21 protein-coding genes are annotated in these 23,061 nt (G+C 54.5%); 12 read left to right on the top strand and 9 right to left on the bottom strand.

The features are described from left to right. Positions 1-115: 115 nt before the first annotated feature. On the bottom strand, positions 116-1,333 hold the full coding sequence (locus VFO10_RS01940; RefSeq protein ID WP_325136982.1) for a hypothetical protein: 1,218 nt from the start codon (positions 1,331-1,333) through the stop codon (positions 116-118). A 118-nt stretch (positions 1,334-1,451) separates the two neighbouring features. Beyond that, positions 1,452-2,078: a hypothetical protein gene (locus VFO10_RS01945; RefSeq protein ID WP_325136983.1), complete on the bottom strand. Its 627-nt coding sequence runs from the start codon at positions 2,076-2,078 to the stop codon at positions 1,452-1,454. 121 nt (positions 2,079-2,199) lie between these two features. On the opposite strand from VFO10_RS01945, the gene VFO10_RS01950 reads away from it, so the two are divergent. Next, positions 2,200-4,554: an adenylate/guanylate cyclase domain-containing protein gene (locus VFO10_RS01950; protein WP_325136984.1), complete on the top strand. Its 2,355-nt coding sequence runs from the start codon at positions 2,200-2,202 to the stop codon at positions 4,552-4,554. A 98-nt stretch (positions 4,555-4,652) separates the two neighbouring features. After that, positions 4,653-5,489, top strand: coding sequence for a GNAT family N-acetyltransferase (locus VFO10_RS01955; protein WP_325136985.1), 837 nt, complete (start codon positions 4,653-4,655; stop codon positions 5,487-5,489). 43 nt (positions 5,490-5,532) lie between these two features. Here VFO10_RS01955 and VFO10_RS01960 read toward each other — a convergent pair whose 3' ends face one another. Then, positions 5,533-6,510, bottom strand: a complete 978-nt coding sequence (locus VFO10_RS01960; protein WP_325136986.1) for a hypothetical protein — start codon at positions 6,508-6,510, stop codon at positions 5,533-5,535. 99 nt (positions 6,511-6,609) lie between these two features. Further along, a complete protein-coding gene (locus VFO10_RS01965) occupies positions 6,610-7,632 on the bottom strand; it encodes a hypothetical protein (protein ID WP_325136987.1) in 1,023 nt (340 codons plus the stop codon). Between the two features lie 94 nt (positions 7,633-7,726). Between VFO10_RS01965 and proC the strand changes: the two genes are divergently transcribed. Next, entirely contained in the window at positions 7,727-8,536 is an 810-nt protein-coding gene (proC, locus tag VFO10_RS01970; RefSeq protein ID WP_325136988.1) for a pyrroline-5-carboxylate reductase, read from the top strand. On the opposite strand, the gene VFO10_RS01975 is transcribed toward proC, so the two are convergent. Both VFO10_RS01975 and VFO10_RS01980 read right to left on the bottom strand, forming a co-directional pair. Further along, on the bottom strand, positions 8,533-9,288 hold the full coding sequence (locus VFO10_RS01975; RefSeq protein ID WP_325136989.1) for an ABC transporter ATP-binding protein: 756 nt from the start codon (positions 9,286-9,288) through the stop codon (positions 8,533-8,535). The two genes, proC and VFO10_RS01975, sit on opposite strands and share 4 nt — an antisense overlap. Continuing rightward, the gene (locus VFO10_RS01980; RefSeq protein WP_325136990.1) at positions 9,285-10,295 is read right to left on the bottom strand and encodes an iron ABC transporter permease; all 1,011 of its coding nucleotides are present in this window, start codon (positions 10,293-10,295) and stop codon (positions 9,285-9,287) included. The genes VFO10_RS01975 and VFO10_RS01980 overlap by 4 nt, the downstream gene beginning before the upstream one ends. A gap of 175 nt (positions 10,296-10,470) precedes the next feature. Here VFO10_RS01980 and VFO10_RS01985 point away from each other — a divergent pair, with 175 nt between their 5' ends. The 6 genes from VFO10_RS01985 to VFO10_RS02010 all read left to right on the top strand — a co-directional run bounded on the left by VFO10_RS01985 (position 10,471) and on the right by VFO10_RS02010 (position 16,584). Beyond that, the gene (locus VFO10_RS01985) at positions 10,471-10,971 is read left to right on the top strand and encodes a hypothetical protein (protein WP_325136991.1); all 501 of its coding nucleotides are present in this window, start codon (positions 10,471-10,473) and stop codon (positions 10,969-10,971) included. 106 nt (positions 10,972-11,077) lie between these two features. After that, complete coding sequence (locus tag VFO10_RS01990; RefSeq protein ID WP_325136992.1) at positions 11,078-12,007, top strand: ABC transporter ATP-binding protein; 930 nt, start codon at positions 11,078-11,080, stop codon at positions 12,005-12,007. Beyond that, positions 12,007-12,735 (top strand): ABC transporter permease, encoded by a 729-nt coding sequence (locus VFO10_RS01995; protein WP_325136993.1) that lies wholly within the window; start codon positions 12,007-12,009, stop codon positions 12,733-12,735. Before VFO10_RS01990 ends, VFO10_RS01995 begins: the two co-directional genes overlap by 1 nt. Next, the gene (locus VFO10_RS02000; RefSeq protein ID WP_325136994.1) at positions 12,735-14,573 is read left to right on the top strand and encodes a Gldg family protein; all 1,839 of its coding nucleotides are present in this window, start codon (positions 12,735-12,737) and stop codon (positions 14,571-14,573) included. The genes VFO10_RS01995 and VFO10_RS02000 overlap by 1 nt, the downstream gene beginning before the upstream one ends. Continuing rightward, positions 14,570-15,532 (top strand): DUF4340 domain-containing protein, encoded by a 963-nt coding sequence (locus VFO10_RS02005; protein WP_325136995.1) that lies wholly within the window; start codon positions 14,570-14,572, stop codon positions 15,530-15,532. The genes VFO10_RS02000 and VFO10_RS02005 overlap by 4 nt, the downstream gene beginning before the upstream one ends. Before the next feature lie 206 nt (positions 15,533-15,738). After that, complete coding sequence (locus VFO10_RS02010; RefSeq protein WP_325136996.1) at positions 15,739-16,584, top strand: flagellin; 846 nt, start codon at positions 15,739-15,741, stop codon at positions 16,582-16,584. A gap of 19 nt (positions 16,585-16,603) precedes the next feature. Here VFO10_RS02010 and VFO10_RS02015 read toward each other — a convergent pair whose 3' ends face one another. Next, positions 16,604-17,527: a GNAT family N-acetyltransferase gene (locus VFO10_RS02015; RefSeq protein ID WP_325136997.1), complete on the bottom strand. Its 924-nt coding sequence runs from the start codon at positions 17,525-17,527 to the stop codon at positions 16,604-16,606. Between the two features lie 36 nt (positions 17,528-17,563). Between VFO10_RS02015 and fliD the strand changes: the two genes are divergently transcribed. From fliD to VFO10_RS02030, 3 genes are all read left to right on the top strand, one after another. Beyond that, on the top strand, positions 17,564-18,922 hold the full coding sequence (gene fliD / locus VFO10_RS02020) for a flagellar filament capping protein FliD (RefSeq protein WP_325136998.1): 1,359 nt from the start codon (positions 17,564-17,566) through the stop codon (positions 18,920-18,922). 14 nt (positions 18,923-18,936) lie between these two features. Continuing rightward, the gene (gene fliS, locus VFO10_RS02025; protein WP_325136999.1) at positions 18,937-19,449 is read left to right on the top strand and encodes a flagellar export chaperone FliS; all 513 of its coding nucleotides are present in this window, start codon (positions 18,937-18,939) and stop codon (positions 19,447-19,449) included. 162 nt (positions 19,450-19,611) lie between these two features. Then, on the top strand, positions 19,612-20,931 hold the full coding sequence (locus VFO10_RS02030) for a flagellar hook protein FlgE (protein ID WP_325137000.1): 1,320 nt from the start codon (positions 19,612-19,614) through the stop codon (positions 20,929-20,931). A 7-nt stretch (positions 20,932-20,938) separates the two neighbouring features. Here VFO10_RS02030 and VFO10_RS02035 read toward each other — a convergent pair whose 3' ends face one another. Both VFO10_RS02035 and VFO10_RS02040 read right to left on the bottom strand, forming a co-directional pair. Beyond that, positions 20,939-21,733, bottom strand: a complete 795-nt coding sequence (locus tag VFO10_RS02035) for a lysophospholipid acyltransferase family protein (protein ID WP_325137001.1) — start codon at positions 21,731-21,733, stop codon at positions 20,939-20,941. After that, positions 21,717-22,907, bottom strand: coding sequence for a phosphopantothenoylcysteine decarboxylase (locus VFO10_RS02040; RefSeq protein ID WP_325137002.1), 1,191 nt, complete (start codon positions 22,905-22,907; stop codon positions 21,717-21,719). Before VFO10_RS02040 ends, VFO10_RS02035 begins: the two co-directional genes overlap by 17 nt. Positions 22,908-23,061: the final 154 nt, after the last annotated feature.

The following is a 23,061-nucleotide window of genomic DNA, read 5'->3' on the forward strand; positions in this document are numbered from 1 at the left end:
GTTGAGGATGCCCTGCAAGATATACTGGAATGTTAGCAAATTTCCCAGCGAGTTGACAGAAAGGGAGACACTTCGCAGTTTAAGAAGTCTTTTTGGCTGTGATAAAGGGCTGAAATCAGAAGTCGAGCGAGAGGCCGCCGAGGAGACGACGGTCTTCCTTGGGACTGGCGGTCGAGGAGATATCGCGACCAAAGCTGGCAAAATCCAGGGACAAGGCTCCAAGGCGCACGGAAGCTCCGACCGTATAGTAGCCCTGATTCATACCGAAGGCGAAGGTCAAAGGCGAAGGCAGAAGCGGGTTGCCGGTGAAAAACTCAATGCCGGCATGCAGCTGTTTGATCAGGTCGAGTCCATCCAGACCGTAGACCTTGTCCCCGGCAATGACCACGTTATGATGCATATCGACCGCGATGCGCGCTCCGAGCTTATGACCAAAGCGCGGTGTGATGGAAATTCCAAAGCGAATATCGGTGGGGTCAACAGTCGACACGGCTTCTTCATTGGCAAACTCGCCGCGGAAAACGGTCCCGCAGACATTGATGCGGGATTTGCTGAAGGGGTTCAGGTAATCCGAGCGGCAGCCGCTCGGTGCGTTGAGTATCGCCATGCCGATCGTGGGAAACCAGAAATCGGCGAAGGTCCAAAGCATTCCCATGTCGATGGCGAGAGCTGTTGATTTATTGGACTTGTCCTTGATCTGTTTTTGCAGGGCGCGACCGTCCGCCAGGGTCGTAAGTGGCACCTTGTCTTCATAGGCATAGCGGGCCAGATAGCGAGCCTGAAGCCCGATATTGAAGCGATTGCTGCGATTGGTGAAGGCCACTCCGAAAAGGCCGCCCACATCCGAGATCGCATTGGTGTTGGCGAGTTCCGGGTTGTCTTCATTCACAACGGATTTCAGAGTGGTCGTCGTATAGGCGCCGACCACAGCTGGCACATCGTCGATATCAAACATCATGAGAGGATAGGCCCCGGTCGTGGCCCAAAAGGGTTTTTCACCCAATTGATCCGCCTGGGCTGCGATTTGATCCGCGTTATCGGAGCTGTTGCCGACGCCCTGGATGAATTCGCGGCTTTTGGTATTGGCACCGACCACCAGCGCAGGAACTTTGATCAGGTTGACCGTCGAACGACTGCGGGCCTTGCGAATACGGGCGATGCCTGCGGGGTTGGTCCAGATCGCATCCTCGTCGTTGGCAATCGCTGTGAAAGCGCCGCCGACCGCATTCGGCCGCACGGGAACGAAGGATTCAGGGATTTCCTCGGCGCGCACCTCGGCAAGGCCGCTCGCGAGCATGGCCAGGATAAGGGCTGTTGTTGAAATCTTTCGCAAAGGCAAACCCCGTTCCGCAGGTCGATACTTCTTTGAAGGCTATCGACTGCGGGACGGCGCAACTGAAGGGGAAAAATCTGCCGGGTTTCGCGGATTTATTCCCTTAAGTTACAGGTATTTACGGGTTTGGCGTCAGGCGGCAGAGCGTCTCCAGGTCCTCGACCTTCTTGCGAAGACGGCGGATTTCCAGTTCATTTCTTTGCTGCTCGAACTGCAGCTGCTGAATTCTTTCGTCCTTCATGCGCAAGAGTTCGTCCTTGGTCGCAAGCAGCTGACGGGACAGATCCATGGTGCGATTCATCGCATCCTGCGCGAAGACCAGGAGATCCCGATAATCATCGGCGGGAAGGGCATCATCATCATGATGATCCTGGGCCTCAAAGTTCATCGGTTCAGGGCGGGGCGCTTCCGGAGACGACGTGCTCTCAGGAGCTGGCGCGGCTTCGATCACGGGATCGATCCTGGGCGGTTCCATGGTCGGCTCGGAGTGAATGGGTAAAATATCGGATGAATCATGGATCGCGATCTGCGGCGCTTCACGGAAATCAATCTGCGGTTCATCTGCAGTTTCCTGTTCCCGCAGGATCAGGATCTCATCATTCACAAAACGCGCCGCCAGCTCGCCTTCCTCGATCAGCTCCCAGACGCGATCTTCCGTCATTTGGTTTCGTTGCGCAAAATCGCTCAAATTCAAAGGCCGCTCGCCAGTTTCCCCGGCGTCGGGTCGGCTCGGATTGATGTCCATTGTGAGGCACCCCCTTGGAAAGTTACCAGGGAAAGTTTAACTCAGTTTTTCCCGAGCATAAAAGTTTTCTCCTTTCTTCCGAAGACTTGGACAGCCGATCTAAAGTCAAAAGGATGGGGCGATGAAAGCAATCGTGCGTAAAGTCTGGGGCAAGGTTTCGAAGCTTCTGCCAATCTGGTTGATCTGCGGCACCATAGTCGGTGCGTCGTGGTGGGCCCTCAGGCAGCACTATTTTCGATTCGCGGTTGGTTCGAACGAACGCGATCCTCTTTATCGCATCGAAAGCGCCTGGTTCGATATCAAGGTCACAAGCCTACGCGGGCCACAAAAGCCAACAGGCAAAGTCGGGATCCTGGCCATTGATGATGACTCGATCCATCAGTTCGGGCGTTTTCCCTTTTCCCGCCGTTACTATGATCAGGCTTTCAAAAACCTGAAAAAACACGGTGTAAAATGGATAGGCTTTGACGCCGTCTACGACAAGCCCGAGCGCCCGAGCCTGGATGATATCGAAGGTCAGCTCCTGGATCTCACCGGCAGCCGGCAGCATTCACGCGACCTCAATCTTGTGATGCAGTCCATCGGCCAGATGAAAAAGTTGAGTCCCGCCGATCAAATATTCCGCGAGGCCCTGCAGAATTTTGGCAATATCGTCCTGGGCTACTTCTATATGGAAACCAAGGTCGAAGCCAAAAAAGCCCTCGGTGGCCGTAATCACTTCGAAGGCATCGATCGCATTGCCGTCTCGGAAATCATGGGCGTTGATATGCCGGCCGGGAAAAAGCTGTCCGACTTTCCTTTGATGAAACCGGAGGCCATCCAGGTCAATGATGCCATCATTGATGAAGTCGGCAGCCACTTTGCTTTTTTCAACAATGATGCGGATCAGGATGCCATCAACCGTTGGCTGACTCTCGTGGCGGATGTCAACGGCCACCTGATGCCCTGCCTTGCCCTGAAAACCATGGCGGAATATTTGAACCGCGAGATTTTCGTCTTCTTCAATAATAACGGCATCGAAAGCCTCGCCCTGATCAACCGCGACGACCCTTCGGATTCGATCGACATTCCGGTCGATTCCACCGGAAAAGGCCGCGTTCTGATCAATCCGCGCGGACGCGGGGAAACCATTCCGCATTATGGACTGGCCGCCGCCTATCGTGATGACTTCACGGAAAAGCAGAAAAACGCCTTGAAGGATTCCGTCCTGCTCCTGGGCGCCACCGCCACGGGCATCAACGATATGCGTCCCAATGCTTTCGATCCCACGATCAACGGCGCTGAAAACCATGCGGCGGTCATGGATAACATCGTGCGCGGCGACTTTTATAAGCGTCCTGCGACCATATTCAAAACTGAAATGCAGATCATGCTGGTCCTGGGTTTTGTCTTTACGCTGATCTTCTCCTTCGGTTCCGGTCTTGTATCGGGCCTTTCCCTGATGGCCTTCCTCGTGGGCTACTACTATGTGGATAAGATCTTTTGGATGGGGCAAGGTATCTGGACCTTCATGGTCGTCCCTGCTGGTGAAGTGACGCTGATGTTCACGGTTGTGACTCTTTATAAGTACGTGACCGAGGAAAAAGAAAAGAAGATGGTCAAGGGCGCGTTCCAGCATTACCTCAGCCCCGAGGTTATCGACCAGGTGCTGCAGAACCCCGAGCAGTTGAAGCTCGGCGGCGAGAAGAAAGAGCTGACCGTATTTTTCTCGGACGTTCGTGGCTTCACGACCATTTCAGAAACACTGACGCCGGAAAAATTGAGCGAGCTGATGAATGAATACTTCACCCCGATGACCAGCATTGTCCTGCGCAGCAAGGGTGTTCTGGATAAGTACATCGGGGATGCGATCATGGCTTTCTGGGGTGCTCCTTTGGAGCTGGAAAACCCGGCCGAAACAGGCTGCCAGGCTGCAATCGAGATGCTGTATGCGCTCGACAAGCTGCGCCTCGAATTCAAAGCCAAAGGCTTCCCTGACATTGATATCGGGATCGGCCTCAACACAGGTCCCATGTCGGTCGGTAACATGGGTTCGGGTGAACGTTTCACCTATACGGTCATGGGCGATGCGGTGAACCTCGGATCACGTCTGGAAGGCTTGACCAAGGAATACGGTATCAAGATCATGATCAGTGAGTTCACACACGCAAAGCTTACGCCGGGCAAGTTCTTTACCCGCGATCTGGATGACATCCGCGTGAAAGGCAAGAACGAGCCTGTGAAAGTCTTTCACCTGATGCGGCCCGACTTTCTGCCCACGCCCGAGCTGATCCGTGAATTCATTGCCAGGTTCGAATTGGGCCGCAAGGCTTATACAGCCCAGAAATGGGAAGAATCCCGCCAGCACTTTATCAGCTGCCTGCAGATGAAGCCGGATGACAAGGCCAGCATCATGTACTGCGAACGCATCGATCATTATATCGAAGAATCGCCGGGCCAGCAGTGGGATGGCGTTTACACCTTCAAGCACAAGTGAGAATGACGCATTCGCGCTCGCTGCAATATGTGTCTTTCCAGGGTTCAATAAGCTATCTCTTGGAGTGAGACGGAAGGCAGAGGAGCGCGATCAATTCCATGAAAGTCCATCGTTACCAGCGTATAGAAGATGTACCTGCAGGGGTCCTGGAGTTTCTTGCTCAGGATGACATGCGCAACAATGTTCCTTATGGAATATTCAAAATGATTCGCGACAATCCGGGCATCATTCCAGATTACGAGCTTTTCGTCGTGACAGATGGTGCTGCGATTCAACTCTACGCGCATCACACGCCCCCCTATGCTCCCTATCTATCCCTGGGTCGGGCCGAGGCTGTGGCAGCATTGGCCCGGGATTGGCGAGACAGCGGAAAGACGCTGCCGGGACTTATGGGGCCGCAGGAGGTGACCGATGTTTTCCTTCAGCATTGGCCGGCCTTGCACAATCACATCAGCTTTGCCGAGAGACAGGGCTTTTATCGGCTGGATCAGGTTTCCCTGCCAACGCCAACCGGAGCGGTTTTTGAACCCGCACGTCTGAGCGACCTTGATCTTTATGTGAGCTGGTTGAAGGCTTTTTGCCTGGAGTTGAACGAGCCCTATCCCGGAGATGAAAATGCCAGGCTGCAGCAGCTGGGACGCATTAAAGAAGGTGACCTTTACAGTCTGAGCGTCAACGGGCAACCTGTGAGCATGACCGTGGCTGGGCGCAAACTGATCCACGGGCGCTGCATCAGCTTTGTTTATACGCCTCCCGAGCAGCGGGGGCTCGGTTATGCCGGTGAACTGGTGGGCCGTGTCTCGCAAAAAATTTTGGATGATGGTTATCAGTACTGCTGTCTTTTCACCCAGCTCGATAATCCTGTGTCCAACAGGATTTACCAGCGTTTGGGCTATCAGTTGCTTTGCGAGTTCAGGCGTTATGCGTTTGGCTGAATGCAGGTGCTCGACTCGCACGGGTCGAACACCGTCGTTGCCATCACTTCCTATTCTTCTGGCTCGCAAAGTACGCAAATTTCCGAGCCCGCATCACATCCCCGAGCGGCCGATGCTCGACGAGCGCACACCAGGGATCAAAGCGCGCTTCATCAACGCGTTTCTGAAGATCAGCAAAACCAGCTGCCGCGGGCGGCTGCAGAGTCAGGTATGCGACCGTCACGTAGGGTGCATCCTTTTCATCCCAATTTTTTGAACCATCTTCGATGGGCGTTTCATCGTCCACCGTAAAAAACTGCAGCTGAAGAGCATAGCGCAAAGGCCCTTTCTTCAAGCGCTCCAAAAGATCGCGCGCCCAGTCTTCGGATGCCGCAGGGTTGATGGCCTGACCTTCAGGCGGCAGAAGGCGTACGCGCACAGCATAGGGTCCACAGGCCAAAGGCGAAGCGGAAAAGAATCGTTCCGTCGCATAGCCCGTGAAAGGTCTTTTTAAGCTTTTCATCGAACTGGCCAGCTGACGGAATCCTCCGATCAGGCCATACTCTTTAAAAAAATGCTTGAAGAGCGCGCTGCCGCCCTGAGACGCGGCCACCACAAGTTTCACAAAGGCATCACTGTTGCGGAGGCCAAAGACCTCCCGATTGATCAAAAGAAAATCCTGGGCCTCCGTCGTTCCACCAAGGGCCCCCGGACCTTTGATGCCCAGGACTTTGATGGCAAAGCCGCGAATATCGGGCACGCGATCCTGCTGCACGCTCAGGCTGCCATTGGAAATGCGGACCAGCGTTTCATGAAAGCCAGGCTTTGCGAAAAGACCCTGAGCGGCATGCGGCGGCAAACCGGGCAGGACCTCCAGCTGCGCCTGAAGACCGATCAGCTGCTTGCGATGCAGCATGCGTCCGGGACCAAACTCCCGGTTTTTTTCCTTCTGAATCGCCATGAGTTGGTCGGTGTACCGGGTAAAGCACTGCTCTTCATCGGGAGCCAGGATTTCCTGCCAGTTTCTGCTTGGAGTTTTCATGTGCATAACCTTTCAAAATCTCTTGGTAAAAAAAGATTGTACACAATATATCGGTAAAATTGCAAAAAATCTTGAGCCTTTTTTGCATGTGACCAGGTCTTACAGCATGATTCCAAACTTCAGGAGGCCATAATAGGGCCGAAACTGAGCGCCCAGCTCCTTTTGAACGCGTTCGTCCGTATTGGATCCGCTCAAAATCCGAGTCAGATCATCCAGGTCGGAATTTTCCGTATAGTTCAGCGATCCTGCCAAGGGTATTCCAAAACCAAGCCAGTCCACGGCCACATAGAATCGCGAACCAAATTCCCACTGACTGCCCAGGACAAAGTCCAGCACCACGAGTTGCGCCTTGAACTCTGATGAAATTTCCTCGTCCACGACACCGGAGCCTTCCCAGCCATAGCTTCCCTGGATCATGGCCAGGCTGAGTCCTGTGCCGAAGTAAAGCCAGCGCCTATTGAATAGGCGCAGCGACACGCGTGCAGCGTTCATCTCGGGCGCAAGGAATTCATCAGTTTCAGGATTTTTGGAGTTGGTGAGGCGCGTTTGGGTGGAGGTCAGCTGCAGACCCCAGTCGAGCCAGCTCGTCGAGCGACGCAGATATTCAAGACCGAAGCCGAAACCCATGAAATTCCCAGCGCCGATCAGACCAAATTGATTACGGAATTCTGCGGATGCACCTGCCGGCGCGGTCGTCGTATCTTCTCCCCAAATATTCAGGTCACCTTTTTCCTCGGGCATTGGCACCTGAAAACGCGAATTATCCACAGGATCGAGCTGCGTCGGCGGCGCAGGAGGAAAAAACGGAGTCTGTTTGGGTGCCGGGCGCGAGGCGGGTTTTCCAGGTTTGGGAATCAGTTTCGGCGCCGGTTTCGCTGCGGGTTTAGGCGGCACCTTGCCCTTGCCGGCTTTGGTCGGAGCCGCACCTTTTTTCGCCTTCACCGGCGGCTTTTTCGCCTGCATCTGCAGAACAGCATCGGTTTCGTTCTCAACTTCCTTCGCGTTGGTTGCCGGGTCAAGGCTTTGCTCGCTGTCACCTTGCATTGCCTGAGCCAGGGTGATATTTGGAAGATTCCAAACCATAGCAGCGCTGATGAGGGCGAGCAGCGTTCGGCAGGTCACTGGGGAGCCTCCAAAATGAAACCAGTTGCGCGGGATTGACTCCCTCCAGGATAAGAAAAAAAGCCCCACTGCGCAAACGATCCATGGAGTGTTTATGGAAAAGATCACTGTTGTTGGTCTCGGTAACATGGGCGCGGCCCTGGTTCGCGGACTCCTGAAATCCTCGGCAAAAAACCCGCTGCCGATTGAAGTCTATGATGTTGACAAACATCGTGTGGATCAGGTCGTGGGGACCAGCGGCGCGCGTGGCCTTGCTTCTCTGAACGATATCCAGCAGCATAAAAATGTGCTTATTTTCTGCGTAAAACCGCAGGATCTGCCCACCATCGGCAAAACCCTTGGCGGCAAACTCGAACGCGATAACCTCATCATTTCGATACTGGCGGGCAAGAAAACCAGCACCATCGCCGAAGAGCTTCAGTATGAAGGGCCCATCATTCGCGCCATGCCCAATATCGCGGCGGTGATCGGTGAAGCCGCGACGGCCATGTGCGCCAATGAAAAGGCCGAGGAATCGCATAAAAATCGTGCGGAGCAGATTTTCAAGGCGGTGGGTGAAGCCTACTGGACCAAGGAATCGCTGATGGATTCCGTCACGGGCCTTTCCGGAAGCGGCCCGGCCTATATTTATATGGTGATCGAAGCGCTGGCCGATGGCGGCCTTAAGATGGGCATGCCCAAGGAACTGGCGCTGAAGCTGGCCACGCAAACTGTCCTTGGTTCCGCCGCCATGGTGAAAAGCATGGGCCTGCATCCTGCGATCCTGAAGGATCAGGTCACCACACCGGCCGGCACCACGATTTCCGCTTTGCATGAGCTCGAAGAACGCGGTCTGCGTTCGATGTTTGTCAGTGCCGTGGAAAAAGCCACGCTGCGTTCCCAGGAGCTGGGTCGCAACAGTTAAAGCGGGGCGTTCTGAAAACGGATGAACCAATCGCCGGTCGCTTGATCGGCGTAAACCCGCGCTTCCACATCATAGGTTTCCCGGATCATGTCCGGGGTCAAAAGCGCAGCGCAGGGTCCTGCGGCTATCACTTTCCCCTTCTTCAAAAAAACCAGATGCGTGGCCAGATCACGGGTCGAATAAAGATCATGATGCGACAGCACAAGGGTGCGGCCTTCGTCTGCGAGGGCGCGAAACACTTCCGTCATATGAAGGCTCGCATCAATATCAAGGTTCGCAAAGGGCTCATCAAAGAGCATCAAGCGGCTGTCCGAAGCGATGGCTCGCGCGATGTCCACGCGCGTCTGCTCGCCGCGACTGAGGCTGTTGTAGACCCGATCGGCGAAATCAAGCATGCTGACCCGTCTTAAGGCATCGCGGGCTTTCGCTTCATCGCTTTTCCCTGGAAAGCCCTGGTGCCATGGATAACGGCCCATCAGCACCAGCTCCCGCACGGAAAAGGCAAAAGGCAGGGAATTGCTGAGGGGAGTCCAGCTCAGCGGCATGGGGCCTTTGGAATCGCCGAGTACGACGCGACCTTCCGTCGGATGAAGAACCCCCGCCATGCAGCGCAGAAGCAAGGTTTTTCCCGCACCATTCGGGCCCAGGATCAAATGAATGCCGCCGGCCTCCAGATCGAGTTCGATCGAATCGAGAAGGATCTTATCCTGAGCCGCCAGGACCAGCTGCTCCACTTTCAAAGCGCTCGTCATAAGGCAGCCTGCCTCCGTCTTTGATAAAGCATCCAAAGGAAAAAGGGCGAGCCGATCAGCGAGATGAGGACACCCACCTGAATTTCCTGCGGCGGCATCAGAACGCGGGCCAAAAGATCGGCCAGCATCAGAAGCGTGGCGCCATTGATCACGGAAAGACCCAGAAGCTGCCGATGATCCGGCCCCACCAGGATGCGGGTAAAATGCGGCACGATCAGCCCAATGAAAGGCATCATGCCCGACAGCGAAACGGATGTGCCGACCAGGATGGACACCAAAAGCACGGCTTCGGTTCGCAGGCGCTTCAGATCCAATCCCAGGGTTTGCGCCACATCGTTGCCGAGGCTCAGAACATTGAAGCGATAGGCGAGTTTTTGCGCGAAGATCATGCCGCCCAAAAGGGGCCCGGCTGCGATGAGGCAATGCTCCCAGGTTTTGCCGCTCAAAGTCCCGAGCATCCAGTTCATCATCGCAGGCGCTTTATCAAAATCATTGAGCGAGATGGAGAGCAAAAAGGATGTTAAGGCACTCAGTATTCCATTCAGAGCAAAACCAATCAGCAGAAGGTCCTCGATGGGAAAACCGCGGGGATCGCGGGCGAAACGCAGAAGAATGGTCGTGGTCAGCACGCAGCCTACCAGCGCGAAAAGCGGCAGCATCCAAAGGCTCACGAAATTCACGCCCAGATAAAAGGCGAGGATGGCTCCCAAGACTCCGCCGCTGCTGATACCGATCACGGAAGGACTGGCCAAAGGGTTACGAAAAAGTCCCTGGGTCAAAACCCCGGCCGCCGCCAAAGCCCCCCCGATCAGGCAGGCCGCTACGACCCGCGGCAGGCGAATATCGATCAAAATCCGCTGCAGCATGTCCAAGTCTTCGGACTGACTCAGCAATTGCCAGGGATAGGCCGGTGCACCCCCAAAAGACCAGGACAGCATAAAGACCAGAAGGCACAGGAGGGCTGTACCCCAAATGGCGAGCGAGTTGGGTCGGGAGCTGACGCGCAAGGCCTGAAATTCCTTTGATTATTTCCATAGGGCCGGCGGGCACGGCCCGCTGCACGACATGGATACGAATATCCGGCTGCAAAGGCAACGTTTTTCCCTTGAATATATGTCAAAAAAGCATATATTAGGGCTCGGTGCCTGTTCCTTTTGACTTGCTGTGACTGCGGAGCTGATGATGAAAAAAGGCAAAACGACCCTGATGGCCCTGACTCTAGGTGCCCTGACATATCTGGCCTGGCTGGGCCTGGATATCAAAAATCCCGAAAAACCGACGCCTGTCACCACTCCTTATGAAGTGGTTTCCGAATCTCCAGCGCCCACGATCGCAGCGGCGCCGACGCCACGTCGCGTCATCGCCCGTAAAGCGGTAAAAATCCGCAAAGCAAAGTCCCCAGCGCCGGCAGCGGAGGTGGCCACAGCCGTCGCAACCGAGGAGCCGCAAAAATCCAAAATGGAAATCCCCCTGCCAAAGACCTGGGAGGGAACTTTTGTCAAGCATGAACGTCCCTATAATAAAGACGAATGCGATCTGGATCGGCCCTGCGCTCCCCGCGGACGCGATGGTGTTCTTCTGGTCGGCGTCTCCTTTTCCCTGAATGGCTATCAACCCATGGCCCCGGAAATCCTTTCCGTAGGCTCCTATCGTGAGCGCACACCGCTTTTGGTCTATAAATGAGAAATTAAAAAGAATTCGGATTTAAGCACCCAGCCTTGCATTGCCTCATCGTTTTGATATCTTTGAAGATTGATGTCAGTTCATGACCTCTTCAAGGAATTCTCACATGATTGAAGTTCGTTCGATCAGCAAGTTTTACGGCAACAAACGAGCGGTCGAGAACCTGAGTTTCACTATCAAGGATGGTGAGATCGTCGGTCTTCTGGGTCTGAACGGAGCCGGAAAAAGTACGATTCTCAAGGTGCTCGGTTGCTTCCTGGTCCCCTCCCGCGGTGATGCGCGTATCGGCGGTTACTCGGTCCTTGAGGCCCCGGATGATGTGCGGCGCATGATTGGTTATCTTCCCGACACGCCCCCTCTCTACAACGAGATGACCACCCGCGATTACCTGCACTTTGTCGCGCGCCTCAAAAACGTGTCGCGCGACCAGGTCCCGGCTTTCGTCGATGAAGCCATGAACAAGACCAACCTGCATGAAGTCTCGGACGTGCGCCTCGGCGAGCTGTCGCACGGTTTCCGGCAGCGCGTGGGGATTGCCCAGGCCCTGGTGCATAAACCGCGGGTCTTGATTCTCGATGAACCCATCAACGGTCTCGATCCCATCCAGATCGTCGAAATGCGCGATATGATCCTGTCCCTGAAAGGCCAGCATACCGTAATTCTTTCCAGTCACATCCTGTCGGAAATCACCAAGACCTGCGACCGCATCCTGGTCATAGATCGCGGCCGTCTGGTCGCCGAAGGTTCTGAGACCCAGCTGCGCGGCGAGGTCAAACAGAATCTGGAAGTGCGGATCGAACTGGAGGCCTTCGATGATCGCGTCCGCGAAGCTCTCAGGGCCGTGCCCGGCGTCCTTGAAATCAAGGAAAATCGAAGGAACGGCCTGTTCCTCGATGTTCAATGCGCCAGTGATATTCGTGGCGAACTCGCCAAGGCCGTGGTGCAGTCCGGTGGGCGTCTTCTGGCACTTGGGAAGAAGGAAGCGGAACTGGAAACGCTGTTCCTCAAACTGATCAAAAGCGATGGAGCAAGCTGATGAATAAAATATGGCTGATCGCGCGAAGGGAACTTGGCGCTTATTTCACCACCTGGATGGGTTACATCATCGTCTGTTTCGCCCTCTTGCTCGATGGCGTCTTCTTCAACGTCTATGCGATCGGGGACGAGGCGAAACTGTCCAGCGAGGTTCTGCGCGACTTCTTTTTCATCAGCTCGGGTATCGGCATGGTCGCGGCCGTGTTCTTGGCCATGCGGCTTTTGGCTGAAGAAAAGCAGACGGGAACCATCGTGCTTTTCTATACCTCGCCGCTGAGCGAAAGACAGCTGGTCTATGGCAAATTCCTTTCCGCCTTTGTCATGTTCCTCATTTTACAGGTTCTGAGCATCTACCTGCCGAGCCTTATTTTCCTGGAAGGCAAGGTTTCCCTGGGGCACATGGCTGCCGGCTACCTGGGCGTTACGCTGCTCGGCGCGGGTGTTCTGGCGATTTCCCTTTTCGCTTCGGTGATTTCGCCTAACCAGCTGATTGCCGGTATCACGGCTGCGGCCTTCACTGTTTTCTTCCTCGTCATGTGGCTGCTCTCCTATCGCGTGGATGAACCCTTCCGCGAAATCTTCTCCTATATGTCGATTCACAACCAGCGCTTCAGCCCTTTCATGAACGGCATCCTGCACACCCGTGATGTTGTCTATTACGCGAGTCTTATCTTCTTCTTTCTGGAATGTTCCATCAAATCGCTTGAGACACGGAGGTTGCAAGGCTAATGAATCAACTTCGCGCGCTACGCATCCCGCTTTTTCTATTGGGACTCGCTCTGATCTTCATCGCCGAGCGTTATCTGAAAACCTACGATTCGTATAAGCTTGCGGTCATCATCGGCGTCCTGGTCGCCCTGATTCCCATGGCCCTGACTTTTCTTTTCATGCAGAAGGCCAAAAGCGACGGGCTTGAGGCCGAAAGTCAGTCCTGGAAACTCGTCCTGGGCTGGAAGATCCTGACCATGGTCGGGGTCGGTCTCTTCTATGTGTATAAGCTGACCCTTGATACCAGCATGAATCCCGATACGCTGGGTCAGAAGGCCCTTCTGGTCCTTTTTTTGACCAGCCTTTTCCTGGGGCTTTTCATGGGACTCGGCGTGGAATTCAGCCATCGAATGAATGGCACGGGTGAAAACGCCGAGCCCAAGCGCCTTGGTTATTCGGCAAAGATCTGGCTCAGCATCGGCTTTCTCTTCCTCGGCATGTTTGCCCTGAACTATGGGGCCGCGAAGCAGGATAAGGTCTTCGATCTTTCCTATTTCAAAAGCACAAAACCCGGTGAGGCCACGCTGAATGCGGTGGCTTCCCTGGATGCTCCTGTGCGCACCGGCGTTTTCTTTGCCAAGGATAGCGAAGTCGCCTCCTTCGTACGTGAGTATCTTGAAATCCTGTCCAAGAAAAACAGCAACCTGAAGCTTGAATTCTACGACAAGGACTTCTATCCGACCCAGGCCGAGGAATTCAAGGTTTCCAAAAACGGCCAGATCGTGCTCCTGAGGGACGGCAAGCGGCAGAGGATCGACCTCGGTGATAAGCTGGAAAATGCCCGCAAAAAACTCCGCACGCTGGACGCCCAGTTTCAGAAGGCGCTTCTGCAGCTCGTTTCCAACCAGGGCGCGATCTATTTCACATCCTCCCATGGGGAAATGGGCTGGGGCATAGATCGTCACAGTCCCTTGCGTTCACTCAGCAACCTCGAAAAGATCCTCCGTTCCCAGAACCTCGCACCGAAGACCCTGTCGAGTCTTTTCGATGCGATTCCCGAAGACGCCGAAGCCGTGGCTGTGGTGGGGGCAACGGCAGCCTTTACCAAGGAGGAAGTGCAGACACTGCGCGATTATCTGAATCGCGGCGGCAAGATCCTGATGGCCCTGGATGTGGATTCGGCCGGTGAGCAGGCCGAGGAAACAGTCATCGCTGATCAGAATGAACTCCAGACGCTTCTGACAGAAGTCGGCATTCAGTTCCGCAAAGAACGCCTGGCCAACGACCGTGACTTCGTGCGTTCCACGCGGCAGAAATTCGACCGGGCCCTGATCTTCACCAATCTCTTCGGCAGCCATGAATCGGTCTCCACCCTGACGCGGAACGATGAGAAGCTGAACATCCTGGCCTTGAATTCCGGCTATTTGGTTGTGGAGAGCGGCAGCAACGCCTGGCATCCTGTGGCCACGATCATGAGCCTGCGCAGCACCTTTATTGATGCCAACAAGAACTTTGAGTACGATCCCAATGAGGTTCGCGGATCCTATCCTCTGGCCGCAGCGGCAGAAAAAGCCGCAGCCGATGGCAAAAAGTCCCGCATTCTGGTCTTCGCCGATTCGAGCATGCTGTCCGATCCTCCCCTTTATTACAACGGGAACCAGTGGATGGCGCTCGATGCCTTCCGCTGGCTGACGGACCGCATGAATACCGCGGGCGCTTTGGAATCCGAAGAGGACGTTCGCATTCAGCATTCAAAAAGCCGGGAGCTGGTCGTTTTCCATAGCTCCATCTACATCGCGCCTATTCTGATTCTGATACTTGGATTTATCGTCAATCGTCGCAAGAAAGGCCGCACATGAGAGTCAAAATCATACCCTATGTGGCGTTTTTCATAGCGTCCCTGGCCTTTGCCTGGTTTGCATCGCGGCCCACAGTGAACAGCGAGAGCGTGGGCAAGGAGTGGATCAGCGTATCCAAGGAAGCCCTGAAAAAGATCGTCTATACCGATGAAAATGGAACAGTGGAACTGAGCAAGGACAGCAAGGTCCCGGATGCGTTCTGGATCAACAGCGAGGAAAAAAAGGCAGAAGGTCCTAATGATGTCAGGGTCAAGGATCGCTACCTCGTCGGGGATCGGATCAAGGAGGTTCTGGCCGAACTCACTCCTTTCCGGGTGGAAAAGCAGATCGGTGAAGCGGGAAAAGTGAACCTGGCTGACTTTGGCCTGGATAAGCCCACGGGAACCTTTGAGGTTCATTATGGGGACGGCAAGGTCTTCACGCTTCTGATGGGGAAACGCAGTTTCCAGTCGCCCACGGTCTTTGCGCTGGATAAGGACAAGAATCTTGTGATCCTGGTCCAGCGCAAACTCATGAGCATGCTCGAGAAACCCAAGTCCCGCATGGCGATGTCGAAGCCCTTCAGCTTCGCCGAGGATGCTGTCGCTCGTGTTTATGTGACCCAGGACGGCAAGGAGTGGCGCTTCTTCCGCAAAAACCAGGGTTCGGAACAGATCTGGTATCCGGAAGCCAAGGATAAACCCAGCGAGGCTTTCCGCAACTGGATTGACAAGGTTCTGAAGCTGCGCGTCGAAGGCTATCCGCAGGATTCCGAGCTGGATGCTTTGCAGAAACTGACGCCGAAATTCACGCTGGCCCTGAAAAGCGAGCGCACGGATTTTGATACCTGGTCCATTTTGGAAGAAAGCGGGGCCACCCCTCGCTACTGGCTCAAGGCCGGTCAGCTGCCTGTTCCGGTTCTTATTGATGCCACCAAGGTCCCTGTTCTTCTCAATGATATGAAAGCGTTCCTGCAGTAAAAGCTCTGTCCAGAGCGGCCCATCCGAGGTCCGCTCTGGCCCACCCGGCAAAGATTTCACCCGCGGTCGCCTCCCCGCCACATTGAATGCTGAAGACAGCGTGTGTTAGAATAAAAAAGAGCAGCCATCATTTTCAAAGAATGCATATGCTGTCGAGTTCTGTCACTCGAAGGGCTTTCCTTTGGAGTGCTTCGGAGGGGTAATTCATGGGTTTGCGGATCGCGACCAACGTCTCTTCGCTTACTTCTCAAAGACATTTGATCAACACCCGACGGTTACTCGATCGTTCCTTGGAACGACTGTCGAGTGGTTATCGCATCAACAAAGCAGGCGATGATGCAGCCGGTCTTGCGATCTCAGAAAAACTGCGCGCCAAAACCCGTGGTCTGATCCAGGCGCAGCGTAACGCGTCGGATGGTATCTCTCTGATCCAGGTTGCGGAAGGTGGTCTTGAAGAAATTCAGAACATCCTGGTTCGTCTGCGCGAACTCGGTGTCCAGGCCGCATCGGATACGATCGGTGCCCAGGAACGCCGCTATCTGAACGAGGAATATCAGTCCCTGAAGGAAGAAGTGGACCGGATCGCCAACGTTACTGAATTCAACGGCACTGTGCTGTTGGATGGTACCGGCGGATCGCTCGACTTCCAGGTGAACACCGGGGGTCTCAACCTTCTGGGCGTCGACCGGATTTCCTTTGATGCCTTCAAATCCGATGTGAACTCGGACAAGCTGGGTCTTGAAGAACTCTCGATTGATACCAAGGTCAACGCGCAGCGCTCCTTGAGCATCATCGACAACGCGATCGAGGACGTGTCTTCGATCCGCGGTGAACTCGGTGCGATCGACAACCGCCTTTCCTCCACGATTCGAAACCTCTCCGTTTCGATCGAAAACCTGACCGCCGCCAACTCGCGGATCAAGGATGTGGACGTGGCGCTGGAAACATCGGAACTGACGCGAAACAATATCCTCATGCAGGCCGGTACATCCGTCCTTCAGCAGGCCAACTCGATTCCGAAGATGGCGTTGACGCTGCTGCAGAATACGTAACTGGCTTCGTTTGGTTCCTTCAGATCGAATCCAAGCCCCAGATGAAGAGCTGATTCAGCTCTTTTTCTTTTCCTTCCGCCAAAGGTTTCATCAAAGCCATCGGCACGGCCTCCACAGCCGAAGCCTGGGCGAGTATCGCCTGATGCAGCGCCGGTTTCAATTCCCCCGGTGTCAGCAGCATGCACTGCGGCAGCTCCTGTTCCTTTCTCACATATTGCACAAGGTCCAAAAGGTAGGCGGCGTCCGCGCAGCCCCATTCATGGATCACGCCCATCATATCGTAGCCTTTGCCGATCAACGCAAAGGCCACGACATCGGCCGTTTCATAAGCCACATAAAGACTGATCCAGGGAATTTCGAGCATACGGCGGAATTCCGCAAGGCTTCGCTCCAGCGTCATCGACACTTTCGGTTTCAGCTTTTGAAGCTGCGCGAGCAGTTCGTCGGTAATCCCCTGCAAATCCATCCGCACAAGGCGGGCCGCGGTCTTCGCCTTGCTGCCCGAACGCGGCTCCAGAAAATGAAAGTGGTATTCCTGTCCCACTGACACGTAGCCCAGCTTCTGATAGAATGAAGTCAGGTCGCTCCACAAAAATAAAGCCTGCATACGGTTTTTTTGTGCGACTTCTTCCACAGCTGTCAGAAGACTGCGCATATGGCCATGACCTCGAAAGCGAGGATCCGTGGCGACGTTGCCCACCAGCCCAATCAGGAACTGCTCCTGCCCCAAGGCATTGATGACCTTGCGCGGCCATAAATTGGCGTGGGAACAGAGTTGATTTTGAAAGTCATGGCAGTAGCTATAACTCTGACCTTCCGGAGCCAGCACGATGGGATATTCCTGCTCGATCGGAAAAGGCAAGGGGTCTGGCCGCAAGCACTCTTGCAAAAGTTGATTGCGATGCTGAAAATGGATTGGTTCTTTCGGGTGATAAAGACTCATCGTTTTTCATTTCCAGTCAAATAAGGGGGAATGCTCATGGGTGTTCGCAGCATGCCGGGCGCGACCACAGGCCTCTTCGACCCTAAGATTGTAGAGGGTTTGATCGAGGTTGAAAAGCTGCCGATTGAGACGGCCAAAAAGCGCCGGGAAACGGTGGATACCGAACGAAGCGAATTCAAAAAATTGATCGACATGGTCAATGGTTTGGATGGCGCTTTAAACAAGATCAAAACCAAGACCGACTTTTACAAGATGAAGGTCGAGTCCTCCCACCCGGATATCCTCGACGGCACCGTTTCGGGTTTTTCCCTTCCTGGAAGCTACGAATTTGAAGTGCGCGGCCTTGCGAAGTCGGAAAAGGAACTGGCCTATGGTTTCCCCGACAAGGATCAAACCCCGGTCGGCTTCGGTTATCTCGTGATCGAGCGGGAAGGGGAGGATGACCTGGATATCACCGTCGAACCAGGATCGACGCTGCAGGACGTCGCCCAGGCTATCAATGAGGCCGATGGCGGCGTCAAGGCCATGGTGATTAACACCAAATACATGCCTGATCCCTATCGTCTTCTGGTGGTCAGCGAAAAATCCGGCAAGGAATCCAAGATCCGAATCGACGAGGATACGACCTTCCTCGAATTCAAAGAGCAGGTGGTGGGCCGTAACCTGGATGTCCTCTTCGAGGATGTGCCGGTCACGGATGAAACCAATAACCTGAAAGAACTGGTCGATGGCGTGGTCTTCAACGTCAAGCGTTCCGAGCCTGGCACGCGCGTTCAGGTCCAGATCAACTTCGATGTCGATCTAACGATGGAAGCGATCGTCGGCTTCGTCGAAAAGTACAACGAGATTTCGAAGTTCATCAACGGCCAGTTTCAGGTCGATGCCAAGACGGGTCGAGCCGGCATTCTTGCCGGCGACGGCACAATTAAAACGGTCATGAGAAATTTAAGAAGCGCCATGGCCGATCCCGTATATAGCCAAGGCAAATACCGATCTTTGGCGGATATTGGCATTACGACCAACCCCAAAACGGGTGAGCTGGACTTCAACGAGACTAAAGTTAAGGCGGCTCTTACCGAAGATTACGAAGGTGTTGCCAAGGTCTTCATTCGGGGCAAGGATTCGATGGGGATTGCAGCACGCCTCGCTGATCAGGTGAAAGCTTTGCGTGATGCTCAGAACGGTATCCTGAAGAGTCGGACAAGGGCCCTCGATAACATCATCAAGGACCAGGACCAAGGGATTGCAAGGAAAGAGCAGCAGGCGGCCCGGAAGGCAGAATCGATAAAGAGAAGGTTTACGAGCCTCGAATCAACACTTTCCGGGATGAAGGCCCAAGGCGATTTTCTCGCGCAGCGGTTTGCGGCGAATAACAATAATAACAACAACGGGTAAGGAGCTGCTTCAAGATGAACAATCCCTACAAAGCCTATCAGAAGACCCAGATTACGACGGCCAGTCGTGAAAAGGTCCTCCTCATGCTCTATGAAGGAGCCATTCGCTTTGTGAAGCACGCTGAAGTCGCCATGCTCGATAAGAAAATCGCCGAAAAAGGCAAGCAGATCAGCAAAGCCACCGCAATCATCTCCGAACTGATGGCCACCCTCGACTTCAAAGTCGGCGGTCAGCTGGCGGTTGATCTGGAAAACCTCTATGTGTTCATGATCGACAAGCTGATCGAAGGCAATATCAATAATGATGTGGAATGCCTGCGCACAGTCGAAGGCCTGCTTCGCACGCTTTATACAGCGTGGCAGGACGTTGTGGAAAATCCTCGTCCCGACGGCGTTCCTTCTCCAAAACTGCAGCCGGAAGAATACAAGAAGTGGGTGGAAGCCAACGGCAATCCCCAGATGAAAGCCGGTGCGAATCAGGACGCGAGTGCTGGAAATCACCAGCAAAAGATGAAGTTTACAGCCTAAAAAAAACCCCTCGGCCCCGGTATGAAAATGCCGGGGCTATTCTGCCCATCACGCCCCCGATGTATGTCTTTTTTCAACAATCCTCCGGACTGAAACCTGCGTGTTAATCTGAATAAGAATCGAGACTCGTTATGAGTGCGATCGTCTTTCAGAGGGGGTTCTATGGCTATATCTCAGGCGCTGTACACTGGAGTCACGGGTATGTCCGTCATGTCTGACAGCATGGCTGTCGTGGCGAACAACCTGGCGAATGCCAACGCCAAGGGTTTTAAATACGACAGGGTGGAATTCGATGACCTTCTGTCTTTGGACCTTGGGAGCTCCGCAGGACAAGCGCAATTGGGTCGTGGTGCTCGCTTGAGCCGCGTGCGTGCCATTCACACGCAAGGTGGTTTGTCCGTCACCGATCGTCTTACGGATATGGCTGTTCAGGGTAACGGCTTCTTCGTGGTGAATAACCCGAAAGGCGAGAAGCAGGAAGCCGGCGGACTTTTCTATACCCGCGTCGGTTCCTTCAACTTTGATAAGGACGGTTACCTGTCGGATGCGACGGGCGGCCGTTTGCAGGGCTATGAAGCGGATCAGGACGGAGTGCTTTCCACCAAGCTCACCGACGTGCGCATCGTGACGAACAACATTCCCCCCAAAGGCACCGACAAGGTGGTGATGAACCTCAACCTCGACTCGCGCGAAGAACCCTTGCCGGTTGATTTTGATATCAATAATCCAGTCAAGACTTCCAACTTCAACACCACAGTGAATATCTTCGATAGTCATGGCACCAAGCATGCGATGACCACTTACTTCCGCCGTGTGGCCGATGATGAGGGCATTTCCTGGGAATGGCATGCGACCGTCGATGGCAAGGAAGTCACCGATGCCGATGGCGCCAAGATCAAGGAAATCGCCAGCGGTACCGTGAAATTCGATCCTAAAGGCAATCTGCTGGAAGAAACCTATAACGAGTCCAGCGCCAACTTCAATAAGGGCGCTGTGCCGGATCAGAAGATCCTGATCGACTTCGGCAAGAACATGGGTTCGGAAGAAGGCAACGGCGTCGGCGCTTCGAGCTCCACCGCGTCCTCGTCCATCACCGTGTTCCATAGTCAGAACGGTTATGAATCGGGCAACATCAAATCCCTTAAGATCGACCTGGATGGCAAGATCAAAGGTTATTACACCAACGGTATCGAACGCATCCTCGGTTCGTTTGCCCTGGCGACCTTTGAAAACCAGGACGGACTGATGAAAGCCGGCCGCAACCAGTTCTATGCGACCAATGACTCAGGCTCACCACGCATCGGCACGCCGCAGTCCGGCGTTCGCGGTTCCATCTATGCTTCGACTTTGGAAGAATCGAACGTGGATATGGCCCAGCAGTTCGTGGAGATGATCCGGAGTCAGCGTGGATTCCAGGCCAACTCCCGTTCCATCACCACAACCGACAGCATGATCGAGGAAGTGGTGAACATGAAACGCTAATAGTTAATTAGCGTATGGATTCCAGGTAGCGAAGGCGGGCTTCGATCAAGGATCGGACCCGCACAGCAAATAGTTCGGGGGTTTCCTCGGGAAGCGGCCAGATCTTGGGCATCACGTCCAGGATCAGGTGCGCGGCCTTGGGAATCCCCGAGTTTTTTCGCATCATATCTTTCGTTCCGCAAAGGACGACGGGGCAGATGGCAACGCCTTCCTCGATCGCGAGGCGGAAGGCGCCGATCTTGAAATCCCTCAGGCGTCCGTCTTCACTCCGCGTGCCTTCCGGAAAATAAAACATCGACACACCGCGCTGAATCCAGCGGGCGCTGCTATGCACAGCCGCAACGCTGCTGGCGCGATCGCCGCGTTTGATCGGCACGTAACCCGCCCACTTCATCGCATGGCCGATACAGGGCAGACGGAAGACGGTATCTTTCGAGAGCCAGCGGAACTGCGCTCCGGTTAGATAAATCGAACCGATATCGGCCGAGCTTTGGTGGTTGGCCACCAGCACGCAGGGCGGCTCGCCTTCCTTGGGAAGATTTTCAAAGCCGCTGTAGCTCCAGCGCCAGCCCGGGGCGGCATGCATGATCATGCGGGCCCAGGTGGTCGCGAGCCAGTGCGCGCCATGTGTCAGCCGACTGGGATCAAAAAGTTTTTTCCAAAGGACGATGACGAGCAGGATCACATAGCAAACAGCCGTGGCGAGGACGAAGGTGCTCCAAAAGACGATAGCGCGAAGATAGTCCTGCCCTGGAAAACCTGTGGTCATAGGTTTGCTCAAAGTCTCAGTTGTGTTGTTCATGGAACATTCTCCCTGCTTCCTGGACCAAATACTCGGCGATCGCATCCTTGCCGCTCAAGGATTGTGGATGGGATACCGTGCCTGCGAAAGCCTGGGCTGCATGCTCGGTCTGATTCACATCCTGCAGCTGGTTATAAACAAGATGCGAGAGTCTATATTTCTTCAGGTAATCGGTGACGATAGCGTCACGCTCATGCGCATCGGCGGCGACTTCCAGTTTGAATCCGACCTTGAAGCGGAGGTCCTGCTGAACCGCGGCGATGATCTTCGGCGTCCGCACGAAATCCACTTTCAGTTCGTCCTTGCTGCGCACCTTGCCGGATAATTTTTCAGCGGGAACAAAATCCAGCACGGAAGCGGCGAAGATGGCTCCATCCAAACCGCCAGCGGCAGAATCCTGCACGGCCTTCAGCATTTCGTCCGTGGTCGTGACGCTGGTCAGGGTCGAATAGCTCTGTGGCCGCACGAGACAGGGCCCGGCGACGACATGCACGCGGTGACCGTAACGATAGAATTCCTCGGTGATATGGGTTCCCAAAGCGCCCGAGGAATAATTGGAAATATAGCGGACATCATCAATCGGCCCGCGCGTCGTGCCCATTGTGATTAAAAATCTGCGGCCGTGTTTTTGATTCAAAAGATGCGCAACGCGATCGGCAAGCTGTTTGGGGTCCGGAAATTTTTGTTTGCCTTCCTCTTCGCGAGCGGCCAGAACTGTGCAAAAACTGCTGATTTTCTGCAGATTCTCAGCCACCATCGGGCTATGCAAAAGGCTGTCATGCATATTGGGAACGAGGATCACAGGCTTGCCTTGACCCAGATAGGACGCGATCAAGGCCGTGGCCGGCGTATGGGTCAGACCATGCGCGATCTTGCCGATGAGGCTGGCAGAAGCCGGAGCCACGACGCAGGCATCATTCTGTGCGATATGCGAGGCCTCACCCTCAAAGCGGGTGCGGACCTGCCTTGCAGCGGCCCACGACAGTGCGGTTTCGGTGGTGAAGAGCGAGCCGCCTTGCGTCAACCAGGGATGCACTTCAGCTCCGATACGCCGCAGCGCGCGGATGAAGCGAACGCTTTCCACGGCTCCGATCGAGCCCGAGACCACAAGATCCACGGAATGCGCACGCAGCGCTGCCGATATTTGACTGACATGGAGATCATGCGACGCCATCAAAAACACCTATTCCTGCGATGTGAGTCCAGCTTTGAATATAGGTCTTGGTGCCAATTCGTCAAATCATTCCGTCAGCTGGTTTTGACAAAACACAATGGGGCTGAACGACAGCACACGTCCAACGGAGGTGCGGTTGTTCAGCCCCAGATCA

Origin of the sequence: Oligoflexus sp. (assembly GCF_035712445.1) — a bacterium.
Classification (GTDB): domain Bacteria; phylum Bdellovibrionota_B; class Oligoflexia; order Oligoflexales; family Oligoflexaceae; genus Oligoflexus.

Excerpts from the sequence above, each read along its gene's own strand:
- VFO10_RS01945 (WP_325136983.1), bottom strand. The coding sequence starts at position 2,078 with ATGGACATCAATCCGAGCCGACCCGACGCCGGGGAAACTGGCGAGCGG.
- VFO10_RS01950 (WP_325136984.1), top strand. The coding sequence starts at position 2,200 with ATGAAAGCAATCGTGCGTAAAGTCTGGGGCAAGGTTTCGAAGCTTCTG.
- VFO10_RS01955 (WP_325136985.1), top strand. The coding sequence starts at position 4,653 with ATGAAAGTCCATCGTTACCAGCGTATAGAAGATGTACCTGCAGGGGTC.
- VFO10_RS01960 (WP_325136986.1), bottom strand. The coding sequence starts at position 6,510 with ATGAAAACTCCAAGCAGAAACTGGCAGGAAATCCTGGCTCCCGATGAA.
- proC (WP_325136988.1), top strand. The coding sequence starts at position 7,727 with ATGGAAAAGATCACTGTTGTTGGTCTCGGTAACATGGGCGCGGCCCTG.
- VFO10_RS01975 (WP_325136989.1), bottom strand. The coding sequence starts at position 9,288 with ATGACGAGCGCTTTGAAAGTGGAGCAGCTGGTCCTGGCGGCTCAGGAT.
- VFO10_RS01985 (WP_325136991.1), top strand. The coding sequence starts at position 10,471 with ATGAAAAAAGGCAAAACGACCCTGATGGCCCTGACTCTAGGTGCCCTG.
- VFO10_RS01990 (WP_325136992.1), top strand. The coding sequence starts at position 11,078 with ATGATTGAAGTTCGTTCGATCAGCAAGTTTTACGGCAACAAACGAGCG.
- VFO10_RS01995 (WP_325136993.1), top strand. The coding sequence starts at position 12,007 with ATGAATAAAATATGGCTGATCGCGCGAAGGGAACTTGGCGCTTATTTC.
- VFO10_RS02000 (WP_325136994.1), top strand. The coding sequence starts at position 12,735 with ATGAATCAACTTCGCGCGCTACGCATCCCGCTTTTTCTATTGGGACTC.
- VFO10_RS02005 (WP_325136995.1), top strand. The coding sequence starts at position 14,570 with ATGAGAGTCAAAATCATACCCTATGTGGCGTTTTTCATAGCGTCCCTG.
- VFO10_RS02010 (WP_325136996.1), top strand. The coding sequence starts at position 15,739 with ATGGGTTTGCGGATCGCGACCAACGTCTCTTCGCTTACTTCTCAAAGA.
- VFO10_RS02015 (WP_325136997.1), bottom strand. The coding sequence starts at position 17,527 with ATGAGTCTTTATCACCCGAAAGAACCAATCCATTTTCAGCATCGCAAT.
- fliD (WP_325136998.1), top strand. The coding sequence starts at position 17,564 with ATGGGTGTTCGCAGCATGCCGGGCGCGACCACAGGCCTCTTCGACCCT.
- fliS (WP_325136999.1), top strand. The coding sequence starts at position 18,937 with ATGAACAATCCCTACAAAGCCTATCAGAAGACCCAGATTACGACGGCC.
- VFO10_RS02030 (WP_325137000.1), top strand. The coding sequence starts at position 19,612 with ATGGCTATATCTCAGGCGCTGTACACTGGAGTCACGGGTATGTCCGTC.
- VFO10_RS02035 (WP_325137001.1), bottom strand. The coding sequence starts at position 21,733 with ATGAACAACACAACTGAGACTTTGAGCAAACCTATGACCACAGGTTTT.
- VFO10_RS02040 (WP_325137002.1), bottom strand. The coding sequence starts at position 22,907 with ATGGCGTCGCATGATCTCCATGTCAGTCAAATATCGGCAGCGCTGCGT.